General features: G+C 34.8%; 17 protein-coding genes. 5 read left to right on the plus strand and 12 right to left on the minus strand.

What is annotated here, in order from left to right:
- Genes DHU68_RS12350 through DHU68_RS12360 form a run of 3 tightly spaced genes read right to left on the minus strand, consistent with a single transcriptional unit; the run spans position 1 to position 2,705 of the window.
- Positions 1–669: a DUF6882 domain-containing protein gene (locus DHU68_RS12350; RefSeq protein WP_108823310.1), complete on the minus strand. Its 669-nt coding sequence runs from the start codon at positions 667–669 to the stop codon at positions 1–3.
- A gap of 10 nt (positions 670–679) precedes the next feature.
- On the minus strand, positions 680–1,843 hold the full coding sequence (locus DHU68_RS12355) for a pyridoxal phosphate-dependent aminotransferase (RefSeq protein WP_108823311.1): 1,164 nt from the start codon (positions 1,841–1,843) through the stop codon (positions 680–682).
- Positions 1,844–1,862: 19 nt separating this feature from the next.
- A complete protein-coding gene (locus DHU68_RS12360; RefSeq protein WP_108823312.1) occupies positions 1,863–2,705 on the minus strand; it encodes a prephenate dehydratase in 843 nt (280 codons plus the stop codon).
- Between the two features lie 379 nt (positions 2,706–3,084).
- On the opposite strand from DHU68_RS12360, the gene DHU68_RS12365 reads away from it, so the two are divergent.
- Positions 3,085–4,488 carry a radical SAM protein gene (locus DHU68_RS12365; protein WP_108823313.1) on the plus strand — a complete coding sequence of 468 codons (1,404 nt, stop codon included), beginning with the start codon at positions 3,085–3,087 and terminating at the stop codon, positions 4,486–4,488.
- A 12-nt stretch (positions 4,489–4,500) separates the two neighbouring features.
- The gene (locus tag DHU68_RS12370; RefSeq protein ID WP_369831343.1) at positions 4,501–5,598 is read left to right on the plus strand and encodes a DUF6688 family protein; all 1,098 of its coding nucleotides are present in this window, start codon (positions 4,501–4,503) and stop codon (positions 5,596–5,598) included.
- 142 nt (positions 5,599–5,740) lie between these two features.
- On the opposite strand, the gene DHU68_RS12375 is transcribed toward DHU68_RS12370, so the two are convergent.
- The gene (locus DHU68_RS12375; RefSeq protein WP_108823315.1) at positions 5,741–6,478 is read right to left on the minus strand and encodes a GH25 family lysozyme; all 738 of its coding nucleotides are present in this window, start codon (positions 6,476–6,478) and stop codon (positions 5,741–5,743) included.
- Positions 6,479–6,591: 113 nt separating this feature from the next.
- Between DHU68_RS12375 and DHU68_RS12380 the strand changes: the two genes are divergently transcribed.
- The 3 genes from DHU68_RS12380 to DHU68_RS12390 all read left to right on the plus strand — a co-directional run bounded on the left by DHU68_RS12380 (position 6,592) and on the right by DHU68_RS12390 (position 7,839).
- Positions 6,592–6,969, plus strand: coding sequence for a CD225/dispanin family protein (locus DHU68_RS12380; protein ID WP_108823316.1), 378 nt, complete (start codon positions 6,592–6,594; stop codon positions 6,967–6,969).
- Positions 6,970–7,031: 62 nt separating this feature from the next.
- On the plus strand, positions 7,032–7,439 hold the full coding sequence (locus DHU68_RS12385; RefSeq protein WP_108823317.1) for a DUF2752 domain-containing protein: 408 nt from the start codon (positions 7,032–7,034) through the stop codon (positions 7,437–7,439).
- Positions 7,440–7,503: 64 nt separating this feature from the next.
- Positions 7,504–7,839 carry a hypothetical protein gene (locus DHU68_RS12390; protein WP_160111130.1) on the plus strand — a complete coding sequence of 112 codons (336 nt, stop codon included), beginning with the start codon at positions 7,504–7,506 and terminating at the stop codon, positions 7,837–7,839.
- A gap of 5 nt (positions 7,840–7,844) precedes the next feature.
- On the opposite strand, the gene DHU68_RS12395 is transcribed toward DHU68_RS12390, so the two are convergent.
- The 8 genes from DHU68_RS12395 to argR all read right to left on the minus strand — a co-directional run bounded on the left by DHU68_RS12395 (position 7,845) and on the right by argR (position 16,172).
- Positions 7,845–8,966: an aspartate aminotransferase family protein gene (locus DHU68_RS12395; protein WP_108823319.1), complete on the minus strand. Its 1,122-nt coding sequence runs from the start codon at positions 8,964–8,966 to the stop codon at positions 7,845–7,847.
- A gap of 7 nt (positions 8,967–8,973) precedes the next feature.
- Positions 8,974–10,323, minus strand: coding sequence for a hypothetical protein (locus DHU68_RS12400; protein ID WP_108823320.1), 1,350 nt, complete (start codon positions 10,321–10,323; stop codon positions 8,974–8,976).
- 65 nt (positions 10,324–10,388) lie between these two features.
- A complete protein-coding gene (locus DHU68_RS12405; RefSeq protein ID WP_108823321.1) occupies positions 10,389–10,949 on the minus strand; it encodes a hypothetical protein in 561 nt (186 codons plus the stop codon).
- A gap of 11 nt (positions 10,950–10,960) precedes the next feature.
- Positions 10,961–11,929, minus strand: a complete 969-nt coding sequence (gene argC / locus DHU68_RS12410) for an N-acetyl-gamma-glutamyl-phosphate reductase (protein WP_108823322.1) — start codon at positions 11,927–11,929, stop codon at positions 10,961–10,963.
- Positions 11,930–12,055: 126 nt separating this feature from the next.
- Complete coding sequence (locus DHU68_RS12415; protein WP_108823323.1) at positions 12,056–13,654, minus strand: CotH kinase family protein; 1,599 nt, start codon at positions 13,652–13,654, stop codon at positions 12,056–12,058.
- Positions 13,655–13,867: 213 nt separating this feature from the next.
- Complete coding sequence (locus DHU68_RS12420) at positions 13,868–15,067, minus strand: argininosuccinate synthase (RefSeq protein WP_108823324.1); 1,200 nt, start codon at positions 15,065–15,067, stop codon at positions 13,868–13,870.
- Positions 15,064–15,702 carry a GNAT family N-acetyltransferase gene (locus tag DHU68_RS12425; RefSeq protein WP_108823348.1) on the minus strand — a complete coding sequence of 213 codons (639 nt, stop codon included), beginning with the start codon at positions 15,700–15,702 and terminating at the stop codon, positions 15,064–15,066. The genes DHU68_RS12420 and DHU68_RS12425 overlap by 4 nt, the downstream gene beginning before the upstream one ends.
- A gap of 11 nt (positions 15,703–15,713) precedes the next feature.
- The gene (argR, locus tag DHU68_RS12430) at positions 15,714–16,172 is read right to left on the minus strand and encodes an arginine repressor (protein ID WP_185117514.1); all 459 of its coding nucleotides are present in this window, start codon (positions 16,170–16,172) and stop codon (positions 15,714–15,716) included.
- Positions 16,173–16,216 lie beyond the last annotated feature (44 nt).

The following is a 16,216-nucleotide window of genomic DNA, read 5'->3' on the forward strand; positions in this document are numbered from 1 at the left end:
TTATTGTTTTATTTCTCCGTTTATTTTTAAAAGTCTATCGTGTTCGTCAAATTCGGCTATTAAAGTATTTTCGCCTTTTTGAGCAGATAATTTATTCTCTTCCTTATTTAATGAGTACCCTTTAGCTATTAAATAGTTTTCTATAGTCCTTTTATGGTTTACTGCAAAAATACCCGTCAACTCAGGGATAACACTTAATATTCTCGCATGTTCGTTGTATTTGATATTTTCTACAGCAGAATCTTTAATTGTAACTAATAGTATACCATTCCCATAATTTCCTGCATAATAGGCACTAGTGCCAAACTTACCTGATGCAATTAAGCCTAAAGCATGTACATCAGTTGGTTCTATTTTGTATTCAGCCATAGTGAGGAATTCAATGTTGTGCTCTTCCCCGAATTGTTTCAGAGCATTGACTTCTTCTAGCAGGTTGGCAGGGATATTTGAGACCTCATTTGCCCAACCCCATAGCCATGTTCCCGAATCGAAGGCATAAGAACCTAAGACCTGCATAGGAAAATGGAGATCTTCACCAAAAGAAAGTGTCTTTTTGTTCATATCTACCATCCAATTCATGTCGCCCACTATTTCTGCCAGATTATATTGCTTTTCAAAAGCAATGCCTGCATATTTCTCTAATAGTGTGTCGTAATTAATGATCTCCATAATAGACCGATTATATTCTTTTTATTCTTTCCAAAGCTTCTTTCAGCATTTCTTCATTGCAACAAAGAGAGAGTCGGATGTATCTGTTTCCTTTATCTCCAAAAATAAATCCAGGAGTGATAAATACATTTGCATTGTATAGAACTTTGTCTGCTAGCTCTTCGCTACCAGAGTAATTGGTTGGTATTTTACCCCAGAGAAACATTCCTACTTGATTTTTATCATACGTACAGCCTAGTTCCTCCATAATAGCTTCTGCATATTGACGGCGACTAGCGTATAGTTCGATGTTATTTTTTCTATGCCATTCGTCGCTGTTCTTTAATGCCGCAACAGTAGCTAGCTGCATCGATTTGAATATTCCACTTTCGATGTTGCTTAATACTTTCAATACCCATTGAATAAACTGAGCATTGGAGGAAACAAAGCCAACACGCCAGCCCGGCATATTATGAGATTTACTCATCGAATTCAATTCTATGCAAATATCTTTTGCTCCTTCAATTTGTAAGATGCTGAGGGGTTTCTCATTCAATATTAGGCTATATGGGTTATCGTGAGCAATGACTATTCCATGCTTTTTACCAAAATCAACAAGCTTTTGGAATAAATCTAAACTACCATTTGCTCCGGTAGGCATATTGGGATAGTTAACCCACATTAGTTTTACTTTAGATAAATCCATTTTCTCTAAAGCATCAAAGTCTGGTTGCCAATTATTATTCTCATCCAGATTGTATGAATGAATATTGGCTCCTATCATTTTACTGACAGATGTATAGGTTGGGTAGCCTGGGTTAGGAACCAATACGCCATCTCCCGGATTAAGAAATGCGAGTGATATATGTAAGATTCCTTCTTTTGAACCAATGAGTGGCTGAATTTCTTTGTTCGGATCTAATGTTACATTATACCATCTTTTATACCAGTCAGCAAAAGTGTTTCTAAGGTTAGGAATTCCTACATGTGTTTGATATCCATGAGCATTACTTTCTTTTGCCGATTCATTCAACGCTAGAATAGTTTCTTCAGAAGGAGGTAGATCAGGACTGCCTATTCCTAAGCTAATCACGTTTTTCCCTGTAGCATTCATTTCAGCTACTTCTTTCAATTTTCTAGAGAAGTAGTACTCTTCTACAGTGTTGAGTCGGTCTGCCGGTATAATTGTTTTCATATCTGATATATTGTTCGTATTAAATTTCGCTTTGTCTTCCCTCTGGATATTCCCCTAATACTTTTAGCTCGCTAATCAAAGGACGTATTGCATCTAAAGATTGTCTATATCGTTCTACATTCGTAAATTTTAGATCTACATAAAACTGATATTCCCATTCACGTCCAATAATAGGTAGCGATTGTATTTTCGTTAAGTTTATGCTGTAAAACGAGAATACAGATAATACATGAGAAAGACTTCCTTCGCTATGAGGTACAGTAAATACAATGGATGATTTATTGATTACGTCGTTTTTTTGAATTTCGTCAACAATCCATTGGTTTCCAAAAATAAGAAAGCGAGTAAAATTGTGCTTATTTGTCTCAATCCCTCTCGCTAATATATTCAGCCCGTATATTTCAGCAGCTCTAACACTACATATAGCAGCCGTTGATTCTAAACATTTTTCAGCAATATCTCTTGCCGCAAGCGCTGTATCTTCATGCTCAATAACACGTACTCCGGGTAGTGTATCAAGAAAGTCTCCACATTGCATTAATGCAATCGGGTGCGACTCAATATCCTTGATATCGTGGATAGTTTTTCCGGGAAGTGCAGCTAGGCAATGTGAAATTCGTTGCTTGTATTCACCAGCTATAGGCAATTTACTTTCTTTCAGTAGATTGTAGTTCGCTAATAAACTGCCTGCAATAGTGTTTTCTATAGCCATGATACCAATCGTATTTGGCTCTTTCTTTATTGTAGTGAAAATATCTCTGAAAGTAGTGCATGGCACAATTTCGACTTCTTCCCCGAAGAAATTTTCTGCTGCAATTCCATGATATGCACCTAATCCACCTTGTATAGCTACTTTTTTCATATATACGTGTTATGTCAAAAAAAAATCCCGTCATTTCTGACAGGATTCTATATATTTTTTCGTTTAATTATCTACTCAACTATTTACATACAAAATCCTGTCTTACCTTTAAAGTAAAAATAAAAATAGAAAAAGTATGTAAAAGAGAAATTCTTCATCTTGTGTTCTTAAAATCTTATGGATACAAAAGTAATACTTTTTTGATATAAACAAGCATTTTGCCTAATTTATTTGTGAGGGGGTGAAAAAATATTTTTCATGTGATTAAAAAGCTAACCAAGGTTGTCTAAAAAGAAATGTCATTTTTATCCTTAAATAATTTTGTTTTTAATAAAAAAATATAACTTTGCAATTCAAAGTTCTTTTAATTTATTGAATTATGAAAGTAAAAATGATTCTTCCAGCTTTAGCTGAAGCCGAAAGCCCTTTTTGGCGTCCTATTAAATATTCGTTATTTCCTCCATTGGGTTTAGCAACATTAGCTGCTTATTTGTCTCCTGATGATGAAATAGACCTACAGGATCAGCATGTAGAGAAATTGAATCTGGATGATGAACCAGATCTGGTAATTATTCAGGTTTATATAACAAATGCTTATCGAGCTTATAAAATTGCAGATCACTACAAAAGTAAAGGAGCCTATGTATTATTAGGTGGATTGCATGTAACATCCTTGCCTGAGGAGGCTGCTGTACATGCCGATACTATTTTTCTAGGACCGACAGAGGAATCTTTTCCTCGTTTTCTTGAAGACTTTAAGAATAAGAGACCTCAGAAAGTCTATCGCTCTTTTGTACGTACATTGCAGAATCTACCTCCTGCAAGAAGAGATCTGATAAAGAGGAATAAATACCTTGTGCCTAACTCTTTAGTAGTTACACGAGGCTGTCCATATCATTGTGACTTTTGTTATAAGGATGCTTTTTTCTTAGGAGGGAAATCATTTTATACGCAAATGGTTGATGATGCTTTAGCTGAAATTGATCGTCTGCCTGGGAAGCATTTGTATTTCTTAGACGATCATTTACTTGGCAGCCCACGATTTGCAAGCGAATTGTTTGAAGGAATGAAAGGCATGGGGCGGCTTTTTCAGGGAGCAGCTACAATCGATTCTATCTTGAATGGCGACTTGATAGAAAAAGCAGCAGAAGCTGGACTACGGAGTGTATTTGTTGGTTTTGAAACCTTCTCGCCCGAAAATCTGAGACAGAGTAACAAAAAGCAGAATATGGCGAGAAGTTACGAAGAAGCAGTGAAACGTCTTCATTCTCTAGGTATTATGATAAATGGAAGTTTTGTGTTTGGACTGGATAGTGACGATAAGGATGTCTTTAGCAGAACGGTAGAATGGGGCGTGAAGAATGCCATAACAACATCAACGTATCATATTTTAACGCCATATCCGGGAACACGCTTATATCAGAATATGGAGGCTGATGGGCGTATTGTATCTCGCGATTGGGAACTGTATGATACACGTCATGTTGTTTATAAAACGCAAAGCTTGTCGCCGGAAGAATTGGAAGAAGGCTACAACTGGGCATATAAGGAGTTTTACAGTTGGTCTAATGTTATTGATGCTTCCTTAAGGCACGATTCGGCAAAACATAAGTTGAAGCATTTGTTTTATACTGGGGGATGGAAAAAGTTTGAGCCATTGTGGAACTTTATTATCAAAGCAGGAGGATTGAATAATATGTTGCCTTTGCTAGAAACAATATTGACCAAGGTGGATAAGAAAGAAGATGTGAGAGTTGATGTTTTAGGAAGTGTAATAAATTAAAAGAGGATATTTATGTTTCATTTGTTTATCTTTTTATTAATAGTGGTGGTTATGTCGTTTTTTTATTACAGCTATACTACTGCAGATAATATTACTCAAAATACATTTAAAGAAGTCTTTAGCTTTCTGTATCGAATTATCTTTATCGTGATTTTTCCTCTATTCTATTTGTTAGCTGTTGATCAGCCGATAAATAATTGTTGTTCCGATTCGGCGGGCTTTTCTCCTGAACATAAATTGACTATATATGCTTTGATTGGGTTAAGTGTAATTGCTTATTTCGTATCATCTTATCGGAAAATAATTTTTCCTCCGATACCAGAGGTCATTCTAAATTCCTTATTAATTATAGGATTCATACTGAGTATACTAATAGCTATTCATACTTGGGAAGCATTGTTCGTATTGTCTGTTGTTTTTACATTCCCTATAACATGCTTGTTCCTTATGGCATTGAGGACGAATCATAAAATTTTGCTGGAATATGTAGAAGAAACTGATTTTCAACCCAATAATAAATACGAACAATTCGCATGGCGAGTATTGAACTCTGATAATAAATTCTTGTATCTATTTATCCTTTGTTTTCCTATTCTTTTCTTGATAATTATTATTCTCATCCTATTTGGGCAGAAGCCAGATTCTGTTATCAGAGTATTTACTGATACTTATAAGCATACATTCTCTCAGTTAGATTATGAGTGTGATAATGTTGAGTGTGGAGGACATTTTCTTTGCTCAGTTGCTGCGAACGGGCATAAAGACGTGGTGAAGCCTGTACGTTATGGGGAACGCTTGGGTGGTATTATTATTTGTAATAGGCAATTATTAGTAGCGAATGCTTTTGAAGAGCTATTGTGGAGAAAGTCTCCCAAAGTACATAACGACATAAGAACCAGATATAATAGAGTGGGAGATATAGTACATAAATATTATTATGTGTTTGATGGTAAATTTGTGGCTGACTTTATTTATATACTGATGAAACCTTTAGAATTAGTCTTTTGGATTACGCTCTATACTTTTGAATGTAATCCCGAGAATAGGATAGCAAAGCAATACCTAAAGAGAGAAGATAGATATGTTATTGAGAAAATGGGATTCAAATGAAAAGACTCAAAGTTTTGGAATAAGGGAGATGATCTTAATATGTTTTTTCGACCATTAGAACGATAATGTTATGGATCGATCGTAAGAAATTTGACTTTATTTAAAATACAGTAAGTTTGATTATTTCGAAAAAATGGAATAATTACTCTTTTATCAATAATTTTTCAAAATCGTCCCTACTTCCATTAAAAGCATTTAAATCGACTAAAGTATTTATGCCTTTCACGCTTCCTCTGTTTGTATATTGCCAAAATAACCAATCTCTGCCATCAGGAAGCTTTGGCGAAGAAAGTATATCTCTTATCCATATTGGATTATCGGGAAATTGATCCTTCAGAAAATTCTTATAAAATTCATTCGTAGTATATATAATTACTTTCTTTTGATAGTGATTTTCTATGATTTCCAGATACTTTGTTATCTCTGCAATGATGTCATTATTCCAGTTTGAACGTTGGCAATTGCCACCATACTCTAAATCAATAATAGGAGGTAAATCTATGCTGTCTTTTGGAACATAGTGGATGTAGTTGCGCGCTTGTTCCTCTCCTCCTTTACAAAAAGTGAAGAAATGATATGCTGCCACTGGAATATCATTAGCTATTGCTTCTCGCCAATTTTCTTGAAATGTAGAGTCCTTATGATTTCCTCCTTCTGTCGCTTTGATAAAGGCAAATTGAACAACATTTTTGTCTATCTCGTGCCAGTTAATTTTGCTCTGATGGTGAGAAACATCTATCCCTTGTACAGGGTAATCCTTAAGGGTTGGGTAGTTCATACGAATATAGCCTTGATTATATGCGTAGTATAAACAAACCGATACAGCGGCTATTAAAATAGAGATGCCTACTAGTAAGAAAATGATTATTTTTTTTCTCATGAATATTTCTTTCAAGGAATGGCGAAGTTAAAATTATTTTTCTTTTTGAGATAGTCTTTTTTTGTATATATTTGGAAAAGGATTAATAAATACTAAAATCAAAACTAACAATTATGAATGAAATGAATAATCAGGGGTTTTCTGGGCAGACTCAGAATGTTGAACAACCCATTAGACCTAACAATAATCTGGCACTATCTATTGTAGCTACAGTAGTAAGTTTAATTACTTGCTGCGGCTGGGTGAGCTGTATTGGAGTTATTTTGGGGATTATTGCTATTGTTTTCTCTACTCAAGTAGATTCGAAGTATTTTGCGGGAGACTATGATGGTGCAGAAAGAGCTGCTAAAAATGCAAAAATACTTTCATTGATAGCTATAGGTACTATCGTATTGTCTATCATTATGATTATTGTATCCATTGTTATGCAGGGAGGTATCTCTGGATTTATGGAGCGTTATCAAGATATGATGGATCAATACGGAGCTTAATATATAATATAAATATCTAATTTAGTATAGAGAGGTAATTTAAAGATTACCTCTCATTCTTTATGAAGAAATACTTACTTCTTATATTGGCAATCTTATTTCCTATTGCTGTCGCTTTCGTGTATTACGCTATATACGATATGCAAGGAGATAATGCATTATGTTCTTTCAAAGCTCTTACAGGTTTGGAATGTCCCGGATGTGGAGGACAACGCAGTGTACATTTTTTATTGCATGGTGAAGTTTTAGAAGCCTTGCGATATAATGCATTCTTTGTAATAGCATTGCCCTTTCTTGCTTATTTTTATGTGATGTTTATTTTGGTTTATGTTTTGAAGCAAGAAAAATATCTAAAAAGCTTTGTTTTTACTTCTTGGTTTGGTTTTGGTCTTTTAATCGTGGTGGTTCTCTTCTTTATTTTAAGGAATATTCCTGTTTCTCCTTTTCTTTATTTAGCCCCGCCAGCATAATATAGTGTGAACAAAAAAGAGATCAAACTGTTTTACTCAATGATAAAATTAAAAAAGACACAAAATGATAAGAACTAAACTACTCCTATTTAACCTCATGCTACTATCATCATTTCTTTTTATTGCATGTGATGATGAAAAAGAAGATGAAGAGAAGCGTGAGAATGTTACAGTAAATCATACCTACAACGATAGAAACTTAACTGTTCTTATTACAAACAATAATGAAGAAGAAGTGAAAGTCGAAATATATGTCAGATATAATTCGGGAATGCCTGAAACTTCTATTGAATATATACACGATAAGGTATCAATAGAAGCTCATGGCAGACTTCAGAAAGATTATTCTCTAATAGGAGAATTACCTAATGCTCTAGAATTGACATACAAAGTATATTAGATTCGCTATAGAACTTTCTTAAATCTTTCTAAAAAGATATCAGCTTGCTCTTTGGTTAAGCAAAGTGGTGGTAGTAGTCGGAATACATTTGTTCCGGTTGCACCCGTAAATACTTTTTCTTCGAAAAGAAGCTTTGTCCGTTTTTCTTTGATGGGTTGATCAAATTCTATTCCTATCATCAAGCCTCGTCCTCTGATATCTTTAATGTTAGGAAGCTTCTTTAATTCTTCGATCAGATAATTCCCAATGTTGTATGCATTTTCTACCAATTTTTCATTTTTCATAATATCGAGTACAGCAATCGCTGCAGCACAAGCCAAGTGATTTCCTCCGAAGGTCGTGCCTAATTGACCATAAACAGCCTTAAACATAGAATTGATTAATACGGCAGACATAGGAAAACCGTTAGCTATTCCTTTTGCTACAGTAATCAAGTCTGCTTTTACATCGGCATACTGATGTGCAAAGAATTTTCCGCTACGTCCGTATCCTGATTGTATTTCGTCAAGAATCAATATTGTTCCTGTTTCTGTACATATGTCACGGAGTTCTTTCAAAAACTTATCATCTGGTATTTGTATTCCTGCTACACCTTGTATCCCTTCAATTATTACAGAAGAAAACTCTTTTGTTGATAGAGCTTCTTTCACAAAATTGATATCATTAAAAGGAGCAAAAACAAAATTCGGGTTTTCATTTACAGGAGCAAGATAGTTAGGACTGTCAGTCGCTGCTACAGTGGCAGATGTACGACCGTGAAAGGCTTTTCGGAATGCAAGAACCTTTTTTCGTCCATTGTGGAAAGATGCCAATTTTATAGCATTTTCATTAGCTTCGGCACCTGAATTTACCAAGAATAAGAAATAGTCATCGTAGCCACATTGCTCTCCAAGCTTTTGAGCAAGCTCTTGTTGTAGTGTGTTTATTACAGAATTGGAATAGAATCCAAGCTTATTCAGTTGATCAGTCACTTTCGCTACATAATATGGGTGGCAATGTCCTACAGATATTACAGCATGTCCTCCATATAGATCAAGGTACTTATTGCCTTTGTCATCATAAACGTAACATCCTTCTCCTTTTACTATATTTATATCGAATAAAGGGAATACATCAAATAGTTTCATTTATATCTTAATTTTTATTTATATCGTTTATTAATTCAATAATTCGTTCTTTGTTTATAATGTACATTCCGAGTCTGACATCGGAGACACCTTCGTGCAATTTGTATGTATAAGCCGGATGCCCATCTTTATTTTGAACTTCGAAGTAAGCAAATTGGATGTTTTTATTGTCTTGTAATTCTTCAGCTACTTCTACGATGTGAGTTGAAATAACAAAAAAAGAACTTTGTATATGAGAAAATGCAGAAACAATAGCCAATGTGCCGTCATAAGCATCTTTCACATTTGTTCCTCTAAAAAGCTCGTCAAAGAGAACAAGCATACTCTTGTTTGATTTCAGGTTTTCCGCAACATTTTTAATTCGCATAACCTCGGCATAAAAATGGCTGTACCCAGAACTCAGATTATCAGATATATTGATCGTTGTACACAGTCCAGATAAAACACTAAGTCTCATTCTTGTAGCAGGTACAGGAAAACCTACATGCGCTAAATATACAGCGACTCCAAGAGCTTTTAAGAATGTCGACTTTCCTGCCATATTAGGTCCCGATATGAACAATAGATTCGAATCCTTCTTAAAAGAGACATCATTAGAAATAGCATTTTCTACAAAAGGATGAAATAATCCATCTATGTCAAGACAATTCTCTTCCTGCGGTAGCATTTCAGTATAGGACAGCTGATGTTCTATAGCACCTTTTGTTATCGCATAATAGGCATCATATTCATACACCATACTGTGAAAGAATTTGATGTCTTTTCGGTGGGTATAGCGAAATATATGATCAAATCTTTCTGTATCATAGGCTTTAATTCTCTTTATATTGAGTATTTCGTTATACTCTGGTTGGTCGAATATCCTTAAGGCTTCTTTTGTATTTCTAGCTAAAAGAGTGGATGTGTCATCCTCATTCAAGCTTAGTTTCTCCATAAGGGAAAGAGAAAACTTATATATCTCTTTTAGTAAATCAACAGTCGAACTAACTCCTTTTTCCACAAGGTAATATTCATTACTTTGATTCAGGTAACTCATGATTTTTCTCTCTATAGCGGCGAACTTAGATGGTGGTCTTGTCGCATAATTGCCATGTTTTAGATAATATTCAGAAAAATCAAGGGCATTTTTGTCAACATTCATCCCCTGTGGAATATATTTTTGGAAAAAAGCTATTGCATCTCTTCTTTCTATAATTTCGTCTAAGTCTGCAAGCGGAGATATGAGATAGTTATACAACTGGCGTCTGCCTCCCATGCTTCTTGTAAAGTTGAATAGACCGAAGATCGATTTTCTCTCTCTTACTACATCAAAAATTTCAAGGTCTTTTAGTGTTTGTTTATCAACTTCAAATTTCATAGGGTATCGTTTTTATAAGGTTTATATATTCATTAGATGTAAAATATCTCATGTTTCCACAAACCTTATGATTTTTTTCTCCAATTGTATAGCATTAGTCTTTTTTTACCTTCTAGCTCATTTATATGGATAGAGGATATATCATTTATTTTATAAATGCATGTATCTATTAATGTCCCATTTCTGTCCAATTCAGAGAAAGAGAAAAACGATTCATCAAGGTCGTTGACAAAACCTAAATACCAATCTCCATCTATCATTATCCCAAGGACTACAGATCTGTCTCCTTTATATTCAGTTAAGACTTGTATGATCCAGTCTCCGGAATTCTCCAGAGGTAATACTGAGTTATTATTGTTGTCTGCAAAGCTGTTATTATCAATTAAGTATTTCATCGATTGCAGATACTCATTTTCTACTATTATGTACTTAATATCTGAATATTGTATTGTAACTACTCCATCATCTTTCCCGTATCTGGTAAAATGTTGAATTTGTACTGCTTTAGAATTATAGCTTAGAACGTATCCACAGAAAGCTATATTTCCGCTATACTTCTCTATATGAAGTAGCCTTTTGTTTTGTTTTGAGTCAATAAATATTTTATCGTAAAGATCGAGTTCCATTTTCTGTTCTTTTAGAAGGCACTTGCTTTTAATTTTAATCCCTCGGTTTCTTCTAACCCCAAAAGAAGATTCATATTATGAACAGCTTGTCCCGAAGCCCCTTTTATAAGATTGTCTATACAAGAAAGTATTAAAAGCTTATTGCCATGTTTTTCAAGATGTAAGGCACATTTATTCGTGTTGACAACTTGTTTTAAATCAATGTTTTTGTCCGAAAGAATAACAAAAGGGCTGTCTTTGTAATACTCTTGGTAGATCTTCTCTGCATCTTCTATTGTTCCACTGTAGTTGAGATATGTGGAAACAAAGATCCCCCTAGTAAAATTTCCCCGTACAGGTATAAAGTTAATCTCTTTATCGAAATTATCTTGCAATTGTACCAAAGATTGTTTGATTTCTGTCAAATGTTGATGCTCGAAAGCTTTATATACCGAGATATTATTTTCTCTCCAGCTAAAATGCGATGTAGCAGAAGGCTTCACTCCGGCTCCGGTTGATCCGGTTATCGCATTAATGTGAATTTCTGAATTTAATAATCCTTTTGCAGCAAGAGGAAGCAATCCTAATTGTATTGCTGTCGCAAAACATCCGGGATTGGCTATATGATTTGCTTTTTTTATCTCATTCTTATTTAATTCGGGTAATCCGTAAGTGAAATCATTTCCTTCTGCTTTGTGGCGGTAGTCTGTCGACAGGTCAATAATCTTCAAGTGTGAAGGAACTTGGTTTGCTTCTAAAAACTTCTTAGTATCGCCATGTGCAGTACAAAAGAAGAGTACGTCTATCTTTTCGTATGGTAGTTGGTTGGTAAATCTCATTTCTGTTTCACCTAGCAATCCACCATGCACATCTGTTAATTTATTGCCAGCGTTACTTGTACTATTTACAAAGGTCAGTTCTACTTTCGGGTGATTTAGCAATATTCTGATAAGTTCTCCTGCTGTATATCCTGCACCGCCTATAATACCTACTCTAATCATTTTCTTTTTTCTCTAGTTTTAATTCTTCTAAATCTTTAATGTCATAAGTTTTTTTCTTCATCACATTTGAAATATGAAATATCGTATTTAAGGGCATATAATTTCTGCAATCTCAATTTTATTCTGTTATTGTAAATTATTAATGTTTGTATCTAACCATTCTAACCTCTTTTTTACAAATGTGGTTAAATAGATAATTTCTTCACTATAAGATCCTCTGTCTACGAAATTAGGCCATATTTTTTCATGTATATCCCAACCTGCACCACCGATCATTTTATTACTGAAATTTCTTTGCTGAGCATCTTTTAGACCTTCTGCATGTTCTCTTATATAGTTCGGAATTTGATCTAACTGAGGTTTCACTTCATTCCATCTTTCTTTTAGTCTTTGAACAAAAACAGGATCTTTAAACAATTGATCGAACCATGGAGAACATGTTTTGATATACCATCCATCCCATCCAACGGAGGATGCTCCCTGCTCTGTCACTATATGATTGGCATTGCCAAAGGCTATGTCAAAATCCCAGACTAGAGGTTGTTCTATTTTTCCGTTACGACGAAGAGTTAGATAACAACTCCCTCTCATATTACCATCCACATTTTTTGTAAGCTCTTGGATAATATAGTAATTAATAAAGGATTCGATATCTATATATTTGCTGTAACCTAGTAATGGATCGGCAAAATTGGTTGAATATAAACTGCTTTCAGCAGTGTTGAAAAAGTCTTCTACATACTTAAATTGTTCTGTGGTAGGATTTTCAGGGTCTTTGAACATTATAGGGAGCTCTTTGATACTCGTTTTGAAAAGATTCTCTTCATCTGCATGGAAATCAAGCTCAAGGAAGTAATCTCCAGTAAGAGCTTCTCCCGAATTGCTGGATGGAGTTACAAGATCCAGATCAACCCTTTCTTCCGAAACTTTTACATGTTCGGTCAGAGCATACACCCCTTTATATTCATTGTTAAGGTATAATTCTACACTTAGAGAAGAGGGAGTCCATTGCATGCCTACTATGCGAGATATTTCAAAAGCCGTAAGGTTTCTTAATAATGTTTTGTCAGAATAATTGGCTAGTAAAGCCCAGTCTTTATCGGTGCTCATACCTAATAAAGAAGCTTTTTGGTCTAATTTTAGACGATATGGCTTTTTAGGCATTCCCCAAGTAGAATTACCTCTGCCTTTTATTCCCGTAGCTGAAGAGAACGTGCTTCCATCTGTATATAATTTGTCAGGATCATCAATTTGGATTGTAGCATTCACATACTTCTCTTTGCCTTCTATAGCAGCCTGATTCTCTGTTTTTATACGAATAATTGGAATTCTAGGGGCTTTTCGCTTAACAGTAACAGTATACTCTACTACTTCTTTGCCTGAAAAAACTTTATAGGTCAATGGATCAGTAAAGTTGTTTCTTGTCTCACCGCTAATTTGTTCTATTTCTCCAATTTTGACTAATTCTCCTTGGTAAGTGAATGTCGCAATTAAGGCTTCGGTGGATATATGATAAGGGATTGTAATTTCTGCGTTTTTACCGCTAAATACAGCTATAACTCTCTCTTCTAATTCTTTATTATGTTCAGGTTCGAAAGTAAGTGTTTTTAGTTTGGGACTTGTAAAAGCATCCTCTTTGTCGTCAGAACAAGATGATGCTATTGGAAGTAGTAAACTTATTGAAAATGTAAATAATAACAGAGGATAGAAGAAATTTTTTTTCATGTTTTGAATGTTTAATTATTTGTATTTTATACAAACCAAATGAAGCATATCCTCTTTATTATTGGGGTAAATATTCAGAATCGCTCTTGGTGAATTATTATGATTGGGTAAGTTTTCTCTTTATGCCCCCTAAAACATAATAATTCTCCAAGGTAGCTTATTTTATTGAATTATGGGTTTGTCTTATAGTTTTTGTTTAACAAGCTCTATTGATTATTTACCATTCTTTTCTTGTACGTTATGGAATATCTTAGTAGGGATTCCATATATTTTGGTAAATCCTTTAGCATCATCTGCACTCCAAGCTTTATTTATTTCACCGTATTCACCAAAGTCGGCTTTCATCAGGTCGAAATCACTTTCTACACCAACCAAAGTATAGCGATAAGGATTTAATTCGATAATAACCTTTCCTGTAACGTTTTGTTGAGAACTCGTGAGCATCGCTTCTATATCTCTCATTACTGGTTCTAGGTATTGTGCTTCGTGCAAGAACATTCCATACCAATTAGCAACTTGATCTTTCCAATATTGTTGCCATTTGGTAAGTGTATGCTTTTCTAGCATCTTGTGAGCATTGATGATGACAAGTGGAGCTGCAGCTTCAAAGCCAACACGTCCTTTAATTCCTATAATTGTATCGCCAATGTGCATATCACGACCGATAGCGTAGGCGGAAGTAATTTCTTCTATTTTTTGAATAGCTTTTACTTTGTCTGTATATTTTTCACCATTGATAGCGGCAATTTCTCCTTGTTCGAAATCGATAGTCAATGTTTCCGACCCTTGTTTTTTTAGTTGCGAAGGATAAGCTTCCTCAGGTAAGGTTTGCTCAGATTTTAGTGTTTCTTTTCCTCCGATACTAGTTCCCCACAAGCCTTTATTAATAGAATATTCCATCTTGGTGAAATCGGCTTCATAGCCATGTTCTTTAAGATAGTTAATTTCGTAGTCGCGGGTAAGGATCATATCGCGGGTAGGTGTGATAATTTCTATACCAGGGGCAAGTACGTCAAACGTTAAGTCGAAACGAACCTGATCGTTCCCTGCTCCGGTGCTACCATGCGCGACGGCATCAGCCCCAATCTCTTTTGCGTAATTAATAATTGCTATTGCTTGAAAAATTCGTTCAGAGCTTACAGAAATAGGATAAGTCCCATTACGCAGCACATTACCGAAAATCATATATTTGATACTCTTTTCGTAATATTCTTGTGTAATGTCTAAACTAATATGTTTAGCAGCACCTAATTTGTACGCTTTCTCTTCAATAATTTTTAGTTCCTCAGGGGTAAAACCTCCAGTATTGGCTATTGCTGTATATACTTCATAGCCTAGATCTTTTGAAAGATACATTGCACAAAAAGATGTGTCTAGACCTCCGCTGAATGCTAAAACGACTTTCTTTTTCATTTCTTTATTTTCTTTTTTATTTCTTTAATTACCGCTTTTACTTCTTTGTTGTCTTTATGTTTTTCAGGATCGAATAGCATTGCCGTACAAATACAGTATTTTTGTTCCGTACGTTGTAAGACATCGTAATTGACACAACCTTGGCATCCTCTCCAAAAAGCTTCATCGTCAGTTAACTGAGCAAATGAGACTGGAACATATCCAAGTTCTGTATTAATTTTCATGACAGCTGCACCTGATGTTAGACCAAATACTTTTGCTTCGGGGAACATTACTCTAGCTAAAGAAAAAGCATGTCGCTTGATTTTCTTCGCAAGTCCGTGTTGTCTAAATTTGTCAACAACAATCAACCCCGAGTTGGCTACAAATTGTTTGTTACCCCATGATTCAATATAACAGAATCCTGCAAATTCATTGTTACAAAGAGCGATGATAGATTTGCCCTCTTTTATTTTTAGTTCTAAGTACTCAGGGCTACGCTTAGCAATACCAGTGCCACGCACCTTAGCGGCGGCTTCTATTGTTTCAAGTATAGTTTGAACATAGGGTAGGTGCCCCTCATTCGCTATTTCGATTGTTATTTCTTGCTCTTGGCTTATTTTTTCTTCTACAGCAAGTTCGTTTATATTATTCATTGTAATAATCATTATCCAATATTTGGGATTAGCTCCGAAAGTGAATTAATTATTTCTTCTCTGGTATAGTTTTCTCTAGGAATAAGAAGGATTGTATCATCTCCTGCTACAGTTCCTAGAATGTACTGTGATGCTTTGTAATCTATTTCTCCGGCAATAGCCATTGCATATCCAGGGCGAGTTTTCATTACAGCTAACTGACCTGAGAACTCAAGGCTGATATAACCGAAGGATGCTAAAGGTGGAGAGTCTTCTTGCTTTCCGGATATTACATCAGAAAACTGATAAACGTAACTTCCTTTGGAAGTGGGGACTTTTATTATTTTTAGTTCTTTTATATCTCTGGAAAGCGTTGCTTGTGTCAATTCAAACCCCTTTTCAGTAAGTAAATTAAGAAGCATCTCTTGACTGTTTATCTCATTAGTCCGTAAGATGTCTTTTATTATTTTGTGACGATATTTTTTTGTCATACCAGTATAAATATACAATGTTTGTGCAAAAATATACACTATTT

Source organism: Dysgonomonas sp. Marseille-P4361, from assembly GCF_900343125.1.
Taxonomy (GTDB): Bacteria; Bacteroidota; Bacteroidia; order Bacteroidales; family Dysgonomonadaceae; genus Dysgonomonas.

Excerpts from the sequence above, each read along its gene's own strand:
- DHU68_RS12400 (WP_108823320.1), bottom strand. The coding sequence starts at position 10,323 with ATGAAATTTGAAGTTGATAAACAAACACTAAAAGACCTTGAAATTTTT.
- argR (WP_185117514.1), bottom strand. The coding sequence starts at position 16,172 with ATGACAAAAAAATATCGTCACAAAATAATAAAAGACATCTTACGGACT.
- DHU68_RS12395 (WP_108823319.1), bottom strand. The coding sequence starts at position 8,966 with ATGAAACTATTTGATGTATTCCCTTTATTCGATATAAATATAGTAAAA.
- DHU68_RS12385 (WP_108823317.1), top strand. The coding sequence starts at position 7,032 with ATGAAGAAATACTTACTTCTTATATTGGCAATCTTATTTCCTATTGCT.
- DHU68_RS12420 (WP_108823324.1), bottom strand. The coding sequence starts at position 15,067 with ATGAAAAAGAAAGTCGTTTTAGCATTCAGCGGAGGTCTAGACACATCT.
- DHU68_RS12390 (WP_160111130.1), top strand. The coding sequence starts at position 7,504 with ATGATAAGAACTAAACTACTCCTATTTAACCTCATGCTACTATCATCA.
- DHU68_RS12350 (WP_108823310.1), bottom strand. The coding sequence starts at position 669 with ATGGAGATCATTAATTACGACACACTATTAGAGAAATATGCAGGCATT.
- argC (WP_108823322.1), bottom strand. The coding sequence starts at position 11,929 with ATGATTAGAGTAGGTATTATAGGCGGTGCAGGATATACAGCAGGAGAA.
- DHU68_RS12415 (WP_108823323.1), bottom strand. The coding sequence starts at position 13,654 with ATGAAAAAAAATTTCTTCTATCCTCTGTTATTATTTACATTTTCAATA.
- DHU68_RS12425 (WP_108823348.1), bottom strand. The coding sequence starts at position 15,702 with ATGAATAATATAAACGAACTTGCTGTAGAAGAAAAAATAAGCCAAGAG.
- DHU68_RS12355 (WP_108823311.1), bottom strand. The coding sequence starts at position 1,843 with ATGAAAACAATTATACCGGCAGACCGACTCAACACTGTAGAAGAGTAC.
- DHU68_RS12360 (WP_108823312.1), bottom strand. The coding sequence starts at position 2,705 with ATGAAAAAAGTAGCTATACAAGGTGGATTAGGTGCATATCATGGAATT.
- DHU68_RS12370 (WP_369831343.1), top strand. The coding sequence starts at position 4,501 with ATGTTTCATTTGTTTATCTTTTTATTAATAGTGGTGGTTATGTCGTTT.
- DHU68_RS12365 (WP_108823313.1), top strand. The coding sequence starts at position 3,085 with ATGAAAGTAAAAATGATTCTTCCAGCTTTAGCTGAAGCCGAAAGCCCT.
- DHU68_RS12375 (WP_108823315.1), bottom strand. The coding sequence starts at position 6,478 with ATGAGAAAAAAAATAATCATTTTCTTACTAGTAGGCATCTCTATTTTA.
- DHU68_RS12405 (WP_108823321.1), bottom strand. The coding sequence starts at position 10,949 with ATGGAACTCGATCTTTACGATAAAATATTTATTGACTCAAAACAAAAC.
- DHU68_RS12380 (WP_108823316.1), top strand. The coding sequence starts at position 6,592 with ATGAATGAAATGAATAATCAGGGGTTTTCTGGGCAGACTCAGAATGTT.